The sequence below is a fragment of the Butyrivibrio hungatei genome (genome assembly GCF_900101605.1).
Classification (GTDB): Bacteria; Bacillota; Clostridia; order Lachnospirales; family Lachnospiraceae; genus Butyrivibrio; species Butyrivibrio hungatei_B.
This window is the reverse complement of sequence record NZ_FMUR01000018.1, coordinates 56187-70446: the sequence shown is the minus strand read 5'-3', so window position 1 is coordinate 70446 and position 14260 is coordinate 56187. Positions and strand designations below refer to the sequence as shown.

Below are 14260 nucleotides of genomic sequence, written 5' to 3'. Positions count from 1 at the left end.
TACCGTCACTCTTTCTTCATAAATTTGCGTTTAATAAAAGCACAAGCCACTTTAAATTCATCTCTTCTGCAATAGAACAACAAAAAGATAATATTAGGTACTATAACGCAAACACTCAGCATCGGAATCAGCGACAACCATCCCTTATTGGGGATAAGTCTTGTAACAGCATACGAAGCAATTGTTCCTATAATAGCTATAGTGAAATATAGCAAATGCCTGCCATAAAAAACCATAACGTTATACTTTTTGAAATAATGCTTGAATAATACCGCTGAGCCCCATACAAAGTTAATGAACAATATCGAAAGAAGCGTCGCAATTATAATTCCGTGTATACCATACATCTTAGCCAATACATAGTTTAGCACCAGATTTGTTACCGTTTCTGCAATAACATATACCCTGTTTTCCCAGAACAATCCGGCCGAAGTTGCATACAAACTTCTGACATCGCCCATTGTCATAGAATAAAAATATGCACAAAAAAGAATAACATCTACCAGAGGTAAAAGCATTTCTTCCTCTTTCATCCAATTCATCATAAACGGCTGATACAGACAGAACATACATGAAAGCGCCAATCCGGATACCCATGCATATATAAAAACAAGCATATTCATATCTTTATAGTTTTTTTCAACAGGCTCTGTAGCAATACTATTACCAACACCGGCGCTGAGCGATGTCATAAACACAGTCATCATTCCGGTGACTGCATTCATTATGTAATAATAATTCCCATATATTGTAACCATTACAGATCCCAGAAAAGTAGAAACAAATATGTTATCCAAAGCATTTCTACTGACGAGGCAAACTTTTCCAATCATAAGACCTTTGATATTCTGAATTATGTTTGCCTTTTTTTCTTTTTTTATATTTCCCTTACATGAATACTGAGGATAATACTTTTTGGATAAATAAGCACTCAAAAGATTGGTCGCTACCGTATTCATAAGCGTCAGTATAACATAAGCATAGCAATCTCTTAAAACTATCAATGTAAAAATCTGAGCAACGTACATTATAAGCTTTAATACAATGTTTAGCTTACTTATTACATCTTCTCTCTGATAAGCATTCAAAATGCAACTTCTGTACGCAAACAGAAAATAACTTACCGCAGAATTAAGAAGGAAGATTATGTATAAAACATAGATATTAATATCTTCCGGATACCCGTCTTTGCAAAAATACTTAAGAAAAGGTATAAGCGCCAGTCCACACACCAGCACAAAAGCACCTATAATGTGATAGACTTTTCTATAGAAACTCATCAGTGCACATACTGTTTCGTCATCATCTTCAGCTATAGGCTTGTACATATTGAAAACTATCGCAGACGAGAAGCCCAGCTCCGCAAGATTAAGTACTGTAAGAATAGACGTGAACAAACCTGTCACTCCGGTATACTCTTTTCCCAAACTCTTTATCAGAATAGTTCTAATAAAAAAGGGAACCAGAAGATTTACAAATTTATTCAATATTCCCCAAATCATATTTCTTATGCCATTTTTGGTTCTGTTGTACTTCATATTGTTTCCTAACCCGCTTTATATTGTGCACGTCTCGATCAAATAATTCTTAGATTTTTCTATGAGCACATTAACTTCACTGTTGGAATATCCCATTCCGGCTTGTTCAGCTATGCGTGTATCATCAAAACTATGAACTATCCTGTCATTTGCCCCAATAAGATTGAGCAATCCTCCGGATCTAAAATCAATCCCACTCTCGCGTTCATTTAAGAAAAAGAAATTTTTCCTAAACAAACTCGCAAACACGCACCCGTGGAATGATTGAACAAACGCGTATTCAGCATACGCCATAAGATTCAAAAAGGCTGAAGGTCCCGACATTTCATTTAAAACAAAGTCATAGTCTTTCGGATTATAAAATCTCCATTTTGTCGGATTAATAACATACACAGGCAGATTCTTTTCTTTTGCAAAATCCGCTACTATCTTATTCATGTCATCATCGCTGTATGCCCATGAATAATAGAATATGTACTTTGTTTTTATCATTCTGTCTCCGGCAGTTTCAAGCCAAAAGTCATGATCATGCAGCATTGTCGGATCACAAACTACAGGGACATCCATAAATCCGGAATTCCCCAATGTCTTCGATGCAGACTTTTCGCGAACAGACACCCTATAGAAATCTTTAACGCAGTTAATTGCCCATTCCTTCTTGCTTTCAGGAAACTCAAGCATAGATCCCATGCTTGCGGCATAAGCCACTTTCCTTGCACCTGTGCTGACGGGCAGATAGAAGCAATCCGAAAAATCCAGCATATTGATATTCCATATCTGATCACTTCCGGCAATTATCACATCAAATCCGTACTCCTCATCAAGATTTTTTAATTCCTCAACATTTCTATAAATCTTTGGAGTGAGATTAAGATATTTTTCTCTAAATTCCTGGTAATCTTCCTTTTGCCTTTTGTTCTTTTTATAATTCTTTAGATAAAACCGGAACAAGCTCGGGTGGCGCAAATATTTTACAGGTGATATTTCATATAATTTATCTGAAGCATCAGTTACAAGATTCAAAATTGTAACCTCTGCATCACACGATTTTTTCAAATATTCCTGTAATGCATATGCCTGTAGCAAAGATCCGCAATTATCAGATGCGGATAATGTTATTATTCCTACTTTTATTTTTCCCATAATTACTTACCTGCTATCTGATGCGCTCAACTCGTATCAGCTTTATATTATCTCCGCTTGATTCTACGCGGTAAACTGTCTTTGGCGAAATTTCTTTTTTGTTTTCGAACATCTTCCCGCATCTTTTGGGGAAATCTTTTTCAAATGAATGAATATACACATAATTGTATCCGTCACTGATATCCGCTTTTAAACGCTCCTCACTGACATCAAACTCAAATCCATCTGACAGCGCCTCTTTAAAGTTAGACGTCGCAGGGAAAACCGAATAATAAAATTCCAAATACGATTCCGATGACTCACATTCCTCATCAATATAATATACTTTATCTGTTTCTCCCAACTCTATGCCACATTTCTCAAAGGCGTCATAATCCGGCCTCTCATGCTTTAATGCAATTGATTCCAAAAATGTTCCCGTATCAGAAAGAAGCAATATCACACAACATAGCGCCAGCAGATGCTTCACTGCTTCCTTATTTGCATCAGATACTACAACAAAAAGTAACACATAAACAATCATGATTTCCCAAGGAATCATATACCTTGGAGTTATTCCTTCGATTGATGACTTAAGAGGATATATTGCAAATACATATATGCCGCACATCATAATACCATATGCTGCCATTGAAATAATTACTCCCAACATTACTCTCTGGTCAACTATGAAGCTATTATTAATCACTGACCATATGTATGTTCCAATCAGAAGAACAATAAATAACACATATGGCACATGTATATACCCACACGAAAAATCAAAATACAAAAATTTATTCAGCAATCTTCCTATCGGAACAGCAATATCATTCTTTATACAGACTTCACTGCCGACAGCAACAAGCAGAAAAGCTAATCCGGTCAAAATAAATATATATACCACTTTTATATTTTTACCACTGAACTTAACAGTCATATGATGCAGCAGAGCGGCTACTATAAGCGAAAATAGTGGAACTAAGACAAATATACTGAAATGATGCCAGGAAATGATTGCAAGCGTAACAATTGTAACCATTATGCAATTTCCCTTGGTGAATATCTTATCTCTTTTTCCCAGCATCGCATAAAAAGCGATGAACAACATCATGCAAGCAATTATGAATCCAATCCTTTTTGTGAGGCAAAGTGCTGCCGCCGCAATAATCATCGATACTAAATGAAAATTGTCAAAATTATTCAGAAAATTAAGCAGTGAATAGATGAAAAAGCATATAATACCTGCAATCATCCCATCTGCAAGTGCTCTGTCATATCCCGGCATACCTGACAGAACCATGATAACAGGCATCATAAAAAGCAAGAATGACGCCTTTACAGTCCCATAGTTCTTCCCCGGTTCAAGTCCGGAAAAAACAGGCATTAAAAGAGCCACTACCATAACGCTCTGACCAAATATGCATATTGTGTCAGAAAATCCCACCCATGTTTTAGCGGAAAAATAATTCCATATTGGAATCAAAGGCGGATAACCTGCTGACACATCAGAATACAATCCGCCATGATTGTAATAAAATCTCTTGGCCATCAGCCCCCAGGTGCTCAGAACATCCGTATGATTAAAATCACGTCCGCTTGAATAGATCAAAAAGAAAAGAATATATACAATATAAGCTCCGGCGCCATAAGTAAATATAGAACTTAAGGTTCTCGTTTTATCTTTGAATAGAAACACCAGACAACCAACCATTGCTACGGTTATTATCATAAAAGAAGCATTCACTCCCCATGAAAGCTTATTGATAAGCCCAAACAGGTATATAAGCAAAGCAGTTCCCAATACAGCCTGCGGAAGTGTTTCTTCAATTTTTTTATTCCATATTATTGCACCAAGCCAGGCAACAATCACTACTCCAAAAATTCCCATAGGTTTTCCTCAATATCTTCTCCGTTTTCTAAATAAACAGATAATTTAAGGGAGATGTCAACACCTCCCCATTATATCATCAATTATTCTTTTTCACGCATTTCTTCCTGTTTTTCCTTGGAAAAACCTTGTGTACTTTCCTTCTGAATAAGGATCTTAACAGTCTCAAAAATTATCTGTAGATCAAGAAGAAGCGAATAGTTTGTTATATAATCAAGATCCATCTTTAGCTTGCTAAGCGGGCTTGTATTGTACTTTCCGAACACCTGTGCAACTCCCGTAAGACCACCTTTAGCTTTAAGCCTAAACGCAAACTCCGGAATTTCTTTTGTGTATTTTTCTACATGCTCAACACGCTCCGGTCTTGGTCCGACAATTGACATATCTCCCTTTATGATATTAAGGAGCTGCGGTAGTTCATCAATCCTTGTGGGACGAATAATTCGGCCAACCTTTGTTATACGATCGTCTTCTTCACCGACAGGGCAAGGTTTTCCATCTTTCTCCGCATCAACAATCATTGAGCGAAACTTTATTATTCCAAAAACTTTACCGCCTATGGTAACTCTGTCTTGGATAAAAAAGACAGGCCCACCGTCCTCAGCCTTAATCGCAACAGCAACAATAATGAAGATTGGGCTAAATACAATAAATCCCAAAATCGAGAACAGCAAATCAAAAAATCTTTTCAAAAAGCGCTGTCCCGCACCTATAGCATTATTTCTGCACAAATAAAGCGGCGTATCAAACAGATTGATATTCTCAGAATTCTTTCCGATTATGTCTGCAATCTTTGGCGTAAAATATACTCTTTTGCCCATTCTGAAGCAATCTTTAAGTATATCATTCTTGAGCTCCGAAGGAATATCATTTAAAAGAATCGCTTCATAGCGTGGTATGACTGACAAAATCTTTTCCAATCCTTCTGTAATATTGATTGAATCAACAATCTTATATTTGTCAGGTCTTTCATTCATGAACTCACTTTTTTCATTCGAGTCATCACAGTACACTTCAAGAATACGCTGTGGCTTGAACAGCTTCCTGTAAACATCCACAAGAGGAATAACAAGCAGACACAAAACCGTACTCTGAACAAATGCCAGAATCAAATATATAACAAAAAAAATGTGATAATATCTAAACTGCCCCGTAATCGCGCAAGAAATAAAGGTTTCGCAAAAATCTACAATAAATACCGTCATTACCTGTGAAGCAAGAAGATTGGCTTTTCTATCCACTCCAATCCTAAATGTCCTAAGAGATTTTCCAATAAAATAATAAAATATAAAATATATGCCAATAGCCATACCAAGGTTACCAATCCCAAGAAGGAACCCTGTATGATTATTCTCAAATACAAATCCGTACCATGCGACAAAAAACATCCCTGACGCAAGCATGCATAAAAGTGCAGTGCAAAAAAATCTATATATATATCTTTTTTGTATCTTATTCTTTTGCATTAATCACGCCTCATCAAACTTTTTTCATTCCCCTAGGAGTATACCATAACATAACAGATATTTTGCATATTTCTGCTAATTTTATTTTTTTCCCCATCTTAATGCCATAATCTTTGCGGGAATTAGACATGAATAATAAAGCAGACTCTTTCTTATCTTTATCCTTTCTCTTTTTGCCGCTGTTTTTCCCCGTGAAATCCCATACCGCTTGTCCTCAATATGTGCAAATCGGTTATATATATGGTACAGCAGCATCATCTTGATTTTGACCTTGATCTTTACTTCGGAATCTGTAATATAAACCTTTGATCTGTACATCATGCCGTATGGCGAATGTATCTTCATCTTCCTACCGCTCTTTGTAAGGCCGCCCTCAAGATAATCGCAGTAATAAATTATGCGATTGGCGTGGACCATATTGTACGGTCCCGACATTTTCAGCCATACGGCATCTTCAGGCATGAATTTCTCGTTTTCAAACACTTCGAACGGATATTTTTTTAATATATCCGCATAATATACTTCTGCCTTATCTCCCAGAAGATTGTTATTTATCCTCTGCTGCCTATACGTATCTACAGCCTCATCTACAGGGAACTTTCCTTCATTTACCGTACCGTCGCTATATGCGCGCAAAAAGCTATATCCGCAAAGCTTCAGCTCATCCTTGCGATCTTTATATTTCTCATGAAATTCCAGAATGATCTCGACAGCGTTGTCAGAAAGCCGGTCATCGCTGTCAACGATAAAGATAAGCTCGCCTTTGGCAATGGTTATTCCGTTATTTAGTGCAACGTGCTTGCCGGCATTTTCCTGAAAATGGTATTCTATGCCAAAAGTGTTCGAATCTGATGCTGTAGTTTTTTTATCTTGTTCATCTATGAATTTTTTTACCAACTCACCTGTGCCATCAGTGCTTCCATCGTCAATAATAAGCCAATCAAAATCTTTGTTTGTCTGCTTTTTGAGTGATTCATATAATTCAGGAAGTGTAACTGACCTGTTGTATGCAGGGGTAATAATAGTGATTGTCATGAATGTTTACCTTATTTTATCAAGCAAATCTCTTGCATATTCATCTGCATCGAGACGCTTCAGTTCTTTGAGGTTCTCCCTATATTTATCAGATTCCTCAGGCGTATCCCAAAGTTCTCTTATGGCTTGTGTAAGTTCTATTGCATCACCACTCTTAAACAGCCTGCCTGTCTTCCCATCCTCTACAAGCTCCGGAATCCCGCCTATATTCGCACCGACTACGGGAACCAGTCTCTCCTGGCTCTCCATAACAGAGAACGGGCAGTTCTCATACCATTCAGATGGATATACCGTAAATTCTGCGTTTCTTATGAGCGCATCAAGCTCCTCTCCGGTCTTAAATCCGACATTTTTGCCATTGGGAAGTTTCTCAATTTCTTCTGCATATTCACCGCTCCCCGCGAAAATGAAGTTTACATCCGGGAGTTCCTCACAAGCTTTGATGAGGGTTTTGATTCCTTTTTCCCATGAATATCTTCCAAAGTACAGAACATATCTATCTTCATGCACGTTGTCGTATGATGACGATTTGGAGAATGTGGATTCACCGCACGTCGCAGCTTCTTTATCGGCATGCGTAATAAAGTTATGCATCGCAATGGTTTTACCTGCAAAAACAGGATTCGTATCCATTTTGGTCTTCATAAACTCCGAGCAACAGATTATCTTATCAATGTATTTATATGTTCCCTTATATTTCCAGAAGTACGCCTCCATAGCTCCGACAACCGACTTGGCCGCAGAGCCGTGTATGCACCTTCCTTTTATGCAATTTGCAAAATATCCTCCCACGCACTTCTCGCAGTTTTCGTGCGTCTGCGGGTTATTGAACATATGATTCGGGCAAAGGAGCTGATAATCATGCGCCGTAAATATAATCTTACAGTTTCTTGATTTCTCTTTTCTCCACTTAATAACTTCTAGAATCACCGACGGCGTAAGCTGGTAATTAAAGTTGTTTAAATGAACAACATCAGGTTCAAAATCATCGAGAACAAGTTTTATCTTTTTTCTCGCTTCTGTGCTGTATATTGTCTTAATGGGATACGTGAGTTTGCTGAGTTTACTACCTCCATGGAAATCCATGTCAGATGTATAGGCGTTGGCTCTGTTTCCTACGCATCGGCCTTCATGCTCCATTCCGAAGTACTGGACTTCATGTCCCAGCTTCACAAGTGCTTCGCCCAGCTTAAAAATATATGTTTCAGATCCTCCGTTTGGATGAAGGAATTTATTGACCATAAGTATTTTCATTATAAAAAACCCGTTTACCGTGCTCCTCTTATTTTTGCCGCCACTTGATTAAAGCTCCGGGCGTGCCCGAAGCTTTAATATTTATCGGCTTGCGATTGCTTTATTCATTATCATCTAAATTGCCCAGAGCTGTGCGTACTTTTTTCTCAGCTTCTTCTCTGGAAAGTCCGTTCATCATCTCTATTTCAATGAACTTCCTTATTGCCTCTTCCCAGGCTTCTTTTCTTCCTTCTTTTCTTCCTTCTTTTCTTCCTTCTTCAATTTTCTCTCTATCTCTCATCAGAAGTGTCATGTACTCCACCTCCCATCTTTCATTCCGCTTAACCGAATTTACTTCGTTAAGTAGCTCATCTGTGAATTCATCTGTTGGTTCTCCTGTGCGGACAAACCTAAGGAACTTTCCAAGTTCTGTATCCTGAAGTTCCGTGCAAGACGCATTAAGAATGACCTTGTATGTTTCGTCTCCCAGAGAAAGCCCATACTCTTTACAGTAATTTTCAAATCTGTATGCCGGCTTGTCTATTCCATATATATCTTCCATACAAATGAAGATTACATAACTTTTGGCCAGCTTCGAATAATCTTCTCCCTTTTCTATCAGGTTAAGATCAATCATTCCCTGATAATATCTAGCCCTTTTCGGAATATTTCCGGGATTGGTCGTCTGCATCTCAATATTGTATACAGTTCCTTTTTCATCATCCACATACACATCAAGCCTTACACTCTTGCTGTCATATGACGGATCGATTACTTTCTGCTCTTCCGGATAACTTATACTCTTAATCTTTATTTCCAAAATAATCTCAAGTAGCTGCTTACACAACTTCTCATTAAGCATTACCTTCGCAAACATGAAGTCGTCTGCAAAAGTTAAATCTTTAAACTCTTTCTGGCTCATGGATTATCTCACTTTCCTCAAATACTTTTGTTCTATAGATACAGAAGATAACCCATTTGTAGATTCTTCAGCTGATTCATAAAACACTTTTTTTCACTTACATTATAGCAAATCTGCCAATGCACGCAACCTGTCGAAAATGGCTGTAAACATTATATGAAAAATCGGAAGGAAGTCAAAAATAGCCAACTTCCTCCCGAAACAGATTCTATTACATAATCTTATTTTTCAACCTTATTATTTGCTTTGAGCAAATATATTGCACCGCCGCCGACTGATAATGCTGCGACAGCTGCGAGCGCATATACAAAGAATGACAAGCCGTTTTTAGCTGCCTTCTTTTTGGTCGGATTCTCTTTCTTTTGACCGAGAACATCTTCTGTTTCAACAGGAATTTCCTTGGTTGATACAAGAACGCCGCCGATTGCGAGAGTCTCCTTATTTCCGGCATAGTCCTGTGCGATTACCGTAACGGACTGTCTTTCTTCAGACTCGTTAAGAGTAATGGTCTCTACGCCGCCTGCTCCTTCAAGTTCTTCACCGGTGCATGCCTTAACGATCTGACCGTCCTTGTAGATGGTGAGGTTCTCAACACCCATGTTGTCTGTTACGTCAACGTTGAAGTCAAGCGAATCCTGCTTGTAAACGCCGCCCTCTTCAAGTCCTGCGGTAACAATTCCCGGAGCCGTCATATCAACCGCGAAGGTGATCTCAGCATCTCTTGACTTGTTATCCTGGATGTTTGTAGCTTTGTCCTTACTGTAAACTGTTACGGAGTAAATCCCGTCCGTTCCAAAGTTCTTTTTACCAATCGTGTAAGTATATGTCTTCCATGAAGTATCGCTTCCCTGGCGGCTTACGGAATAATCCTTGCCGTTTACGAGCTCTCTGATACTTCCGTCGCGGCTTATCGAAACATCTTTCTGCGTGAGCTCATCGATGTTGATCTCAGTTATCGTGATGTCTTTCGGCGCATTTATGTAGTACTTCTCATTAAATTTCCTTGCAACATCGCCGACAACAAATACCGAACCGTGTCGGTTAACGGAAAAGACAAGTTCGTCCTTGGTCTGATTTCCCGCCATATCGCAAACGGTCGCCTCAAGCACGTACAGATCGTCCATGCTCTTGTCGTGCGCAAAATCGCTGTATGAAACCGCAAAGCCGTTCTCTATCTGCTTCACGCTGCTTCCGACATTTACAGGTCCGTTGTTTGCGCCCTTCAAAGTAACCTTGGAAGCCTGAATGTCAATATACTTATCGCCGTAAACTACAGTAGGTGCAACCTCTCCGTTGTTTGCCGAGAAGTTCTCAACTCCTGAGAAGCTAACTTCGGGAGCTGTCTTATCAATAACGAATATATCCGACATGTACTCGGTTGCCGTGTTGCCCGCAAGGTCTTTACATTTAATGATATATCCGTAGGTTCCGTCTTCACTGAATGAGATCTGCGAAACGTTCTTGTCATCCGACGATGAAAAACCGCCAAGTCCCGGCATTGTGCCCAAGTCGCTTACAGGCTGAGGCGCCAGTTCAACAAGTTTGTCGTCAAAAGACATCTCTTTAATATTTACATTTGCGATTCGTGTATCCTTGTAATACTTACCGTTTCCGGGTGTAAGGCTGTTATATGAAACATTTATCTCAGGCGCTGTACGGTCGATTACGAACTCCGCCTCAGAAACCTCATTGGAGCTGTTTCCTGCCTTATCCTTACAGTTAAACTTGAGCGTATACTTTCCGTCCTGCTCAAAGCTCACCGTACGCGTATATACATTAACCGCTGTGTTTGCCCAGCTGCTCGCAGATGCTTTTCCAATCTGCTCATCTACTGCAAGCTTCGCTTCATCTTCGTTAAAAGAAAAATCTGTAACCGTGATGGTTGCTGTTCTTGCCTTATCATAGTACTTATCATTGTGAGGATCGTTCTCGTCAAATGTAAGCGTAACTTCAGGAACCGTAGTATCTACGCCAAACTTGTTTCCTTCAGCGCTGTCATGGTTCTTTGACATATCATTCGCTTCAACCGAAACCTGGTAGAAACCGTCGCCGTCAGTTGTAAATGTTATAACATGTTCATCGTCGCCAAGATCTCCGCTCCAGTTATTCAGCGGCTCAACACCAACTTCTCCGCCTGCCACATCAATTTTTTTCACACGGACAAAAGAACTTGTTTTATCAAGCCATTTATCGTTTACCTTTACAGTGATCTGAACGTTTGAAGGATAGTACTTATTTCCGTCTGCCGAAGGAGCTTCTTTATCATAGGTTATCTCAATCTTGGGGGCAGTCTTATCGACAACTATCTCTGTGCTTGTTTCAGAACTTGTCTGTCCGAGGGTATCACTGGCAGTTGTCTCAATCTTGTATGCACCGTCGTTTTCGAGAAGGAAATCGTAAATGCGCTTGCTAAGTTCAGTGCTGTCTTTTTCATTATAAGAAGGAACTACATACTTAACCGATCCGTCTTCGTTTCTGAATTTGATTGAATCAACGTCAAGATCGATATCTTCGATAGTTACCTTTCCGCGTGCGCTGCCGTCAAAATAAAGTCTGTTTTCGTCCTGTGCAACCTGTCCGTCGATATCATAAACGATAGTGGGTGCTGTTCTGTCTATAATGAATCTTGTCCTTCCAAACTCTTTGATACCGTCGACACTATAGGCAACATTTCCGGCAAAGTCACATACGCTAAGTACCTGAACCGCATACTTATCTATTTCATTCTCACCGGTTGACTTTATCTTTTCCTCGAACACATAGTATTCATCTGTACTCTTTGCCGGATTTATCTTATCAACGCTCTTGGTTACTTCTTTGTCATTAACCTTATATGTTATGCTGGAAAATCCGCTGACTTTCTTTTCGTCAGTCTCACCGTCGCAGTTCTTCGGAACTTTGATAAGAACTGTTATATCGTTGTTAGCCGCAAACCATCCGCGTTTAAGATCACGGAAAAATCTGCCAAATGAAGTGCGGTTAATCTCATTCTCATCACCTTCAACAACAATCTCCGCTGAGGGAGCCGTGTTGTCGATTCTAACAGTCTTCGTGGCAAATGTTTTATAGATGTCTATGTTATTATCGTTTTGGTCTTTCCCGCTGTCACCGTAGAAATGGCAGCTTACTTCATAAATCTTTTCGCCTTCTTCTACGGGGATATTGACTGTTGCGCTGAAAGCGTGCGCACCTCCCGGTGTTTCAGAATCTGAGAAGCTGCGCTGTATCTGAGATTCATCGACATTAATTACAGACTCGTTTCCGCTCTCGTCTGTTTTCTTTATCTTTACCGCCTCTATCTCTCTGATAGTTGATCCGGAAATCGATATTCCAAAAGTAAGTTTATTAACCTGCTGCCACTGTCCGTTATTATCGATAGTGTTAACAGACAATTTGTTCTCATCGTTTTCCGGATAATAGCAGATTGTCGGGAAATCTTCCGCAATTCCGGAATTACCAGCATCGTTATCATTAGGAAAAGATGATTCGTTATCCCATTCATCTTTTGCAATTACTTCTGTAATTAAATAGTTACCGAATCGGCTTGGTGACCATACATACGTGCCTTCATCGCCATCAGCTTTATCCATGAAATGCCTGGCACCTGTCGAATCTACTGCGATAACTTCTTTAACATCCGACTTTTCATCATCAGTTACATTTATTGTAAATACAAGGTCAGTAGCAGTTGATGAAGCTATGACACGCTTTCCGCCACTTCCTTCATAAGAGACAGCGCCGGTGTCATTCTTTACAGAAGGTGATTCGATGGAAGGTCCCTCATCATCAATCTTGATTACTGTGGCAGAGAATGTGTAATCTTTGCTGAGTTCTTCCTGTCCATGGCTTCCACTATTGCTTCCGCTGTTAGCATTATTATCTGTGTTGTTTTCGCCATCACCGTCGTTGTTATTGTTTTCGTTACTGTCTTCGTTGTCGTTATTGTTTCCGGCATCATTATCGTTATTGTTTTCGTTGTCATTATTGTTTCCGGCATCATTTTCACTATCATCGCCGAAATCAATATCTTCGTATGAACATGTGATAGTTTTTTCTTCAGTATCTATAGTGCCGCCCGAAACTTCTTCCAGCTTGTAGTTGTCGGCAAGTGCATAGTTAAAAACAATTTCTCTTGACTCACTGTCTTCCGACACGTCAAAAGAATATGTATTACCGTCGATTTCATCACCATCCAAATAAAGCTTAAAATCACCTTCGGCTCTATTCTCAATGTTAAATGATATATTGCATTTTTTTACTTTGGGAGTTGAGGCAGTGGTATTCTTCGCCTGATTATCCTGATTAGACACTCCGTCTTTGGCTTTTGTCAAAAGATCTAATTGATTTCCGGTATTACCGATAACAGCCATAGATGTCAGCAAATTTCGAGCTACATCTTTGCTTTTTGCTCCGTCCATTTTTCCTAAATCGTTTGATTCTGCATTGCCGGGCTCTACGGTTTCTTTACCATTCTGTTCCGTTGAACCATCGGCACCTACGCCATTCTGCTTTGGTAAATCGTTGCCGGCTTCATCCCTCTGCTCTGATGCGCCGCCCAATTTTTCATCTTCCTGCTTGTTTAGATCGCCGGAATTTGAAATATCCTGTTCTGCTCCGAACTCGCTCTTTGGCTCAACCGGTTTAGACTTATCCTCTCCATCGATTATTACAGGACCATTCGTTGTAGGGCCATTTTCTGTACTTGTACTGTTTTGTTCTGTTTCTGTTTTTTGTTTTTCTTCTGTGGAACTTGCAGATATCTCGACATCATCTGCATAAGACGTGATCGTGGCATAATTGCCGAATAAAAGAACTGGTACCATCATAACCGGAAGCACTTTTTTCGCAATAGCCTTGACTTTGGTGTTCATCATACTTCTCCTCCAAGATATATCCAGACTTTATATGCTTTTCCCCAAAAGCATGCGGGTTTTTACGCCCGCAACGATTATAGTACCGCAGTTTTGTACTATTGACAATATATTTTCATACGGAAAAACAAATGTGAAATTATTTTTCCGAAATAAAAAAGCAGTCGTTAAACTGCTTTTCA

At 39.3% G+C, this 14260-nt stretch carries 8 protein-coding genes; all 8 read right to left on the bottom strand.

Features of this window, described 5'->3' with window-relative positions; translation table 11 throughout:
• Positions 1 to 5: 5 nt before the first annotated feature.
• The 8 genes from BLP87_RS13465 to BLP87_RS13430 all read right to left on the bottom strand — a co-directional run bounded on the left by BLP87_RS13465 (position 6) and on the right by BLP87_RS13430 (position 14081).
• A complete protein-coding gene (locus BLP87_RS13465) occupies positions 6 to 1538 on the bottom strand; it encodes a lipopolysaccharide biosynthesis protein (RefSeq protein ID WP_074463131.1) in 1533 nt (510 codons plus the stop codon).
• Between the two features lie 18 nt (positions 1539 to 1556).
• Positions 1557 to 2681, bottom strand: a complete 1125-nt coding sequence (locus tag BLP87_RS13460; protein ID WP_074463130.1) for a polysaccharide pyruvyl transferase family protein — start codon at positions 2679 to 2681, stop codon at positions 1557 to 1559.
• Between the two features lie 13 nt (positions 2682 to 2694).
• Positions 2695 to 4551 (bottom strand): hypothetical protein, encoded by a 1857-nt coding sequence (locus BLP87_RS13455; protein WP_074463129.1) that lies wholly within the window; start codon positions 4549 to 4551, stop codon positions 2695 to 2697.
• 83 nt (positions 4552 to 4634) lie between these two features.
• Positions 4635 to 6017, bottom strand: coding sequence for a sugar transferase (locus BLP87_RS13450; protein WP_074463128.1), 1383 nt, complete (start codon positions 6015 to 6017; stop codon positions 4635 to 4637).
• Between the two features lie 81 nt (positions 6018 to 6098).
• Entirely contained in the window at positions 6099 to 7052 is a 954-nt protein-coding gene (locus BLP87_RS13445) for a glycosyltransferase family 2 protein (protein ID WP_074463127.1), read from the bottom strand.
• A 6-nt stretch (positions 7053 to 7058) separates the two neighbouring features.
• The gene (locus tag BLP87_RS13440; RefSeq protein WP_074463126.1) at positions 7059 to 8306 is read right to left on the bottom strand and encodes a glycosyltransferase family 4 protein; all 1248 of its coding nucleotides are present in this window, start codon (positions 8304 to 8306) and stop codon (positions 7059 to 7061) included.
• A 100-nt stretch (positions 8307 to 8406) separates the two neighbouring features.
• A complete protein-coding gene (locus BLP87_RS13435) occupies positions 8407 to 9207 on the bottom strand; it encodes an Rpn family recombination-promoting nuclease/putative transposase (protein ID WP_074463125.1) in 801 nt (266 codons plus the stop codon).
• A gap of 221 nt (positions 9208 to 9428) precedes the next feature.
• The gene (locus BLP87_RS13430) at positions 9429 to 14081 is read right to left on the bottom strand and encodes an Ig-like domain-containing protein (protein WP_074463124.1); all 4653 of its coding nucleotides are present in this window, start codon (positions 14079 to 14081) and stop codon (positions 9429 to 9431) included.
• Positions 14082 to 14260 lie beyond the last annotated feature (179 nt).